Source organism: Corynebacterium sp. HMSC071B10 (assembly GCF_001814825.1).
Lineage (GTDB): Bacteria > Actinomycetota > Actinomycetes > Mycobacteriales > Mycobacteriaceae > Corynebacterium.
The window spans coordinates 1-213 of record NZ_KV817995.1 but is presented as its reverse complement, the minus strand read 5'-3'; the positions used below and the strand labels follow the sequence as shown (position 1 = coordinate 213).

Annotated in this window: 1 pseudogene; it reads left to right on the top strand. The window is 62.9% G+C overall.

The window, feature by feature from the left end:
• Positions 1 to 213 (top strand): annotated as a pseudogene (locus tag HMPREF2990_RS13105) (hypothetical protein); the annotation flags it as partial.

Below are 213 nucleotides of genomic sequence, written 5' to 3'. Positions count from 1 at the left end.
CCGCTGCGGATACGACTTCGTTCACGCAGCGGCCGGACTTGAGCTTGCCCAATTACAGGCACACGGCATCCAGCAAGACCGCGCGAAGCAACTCCGCGACACCGCGAGTGTGCTGTGCGGGAAAACCTCGCACACCAAGTACCAGGCCCGCGCCCAAGAAGGCGCCCGTGTCAACGGGCATAGGTTGGACACACTTGCCTACATCACCCGCTC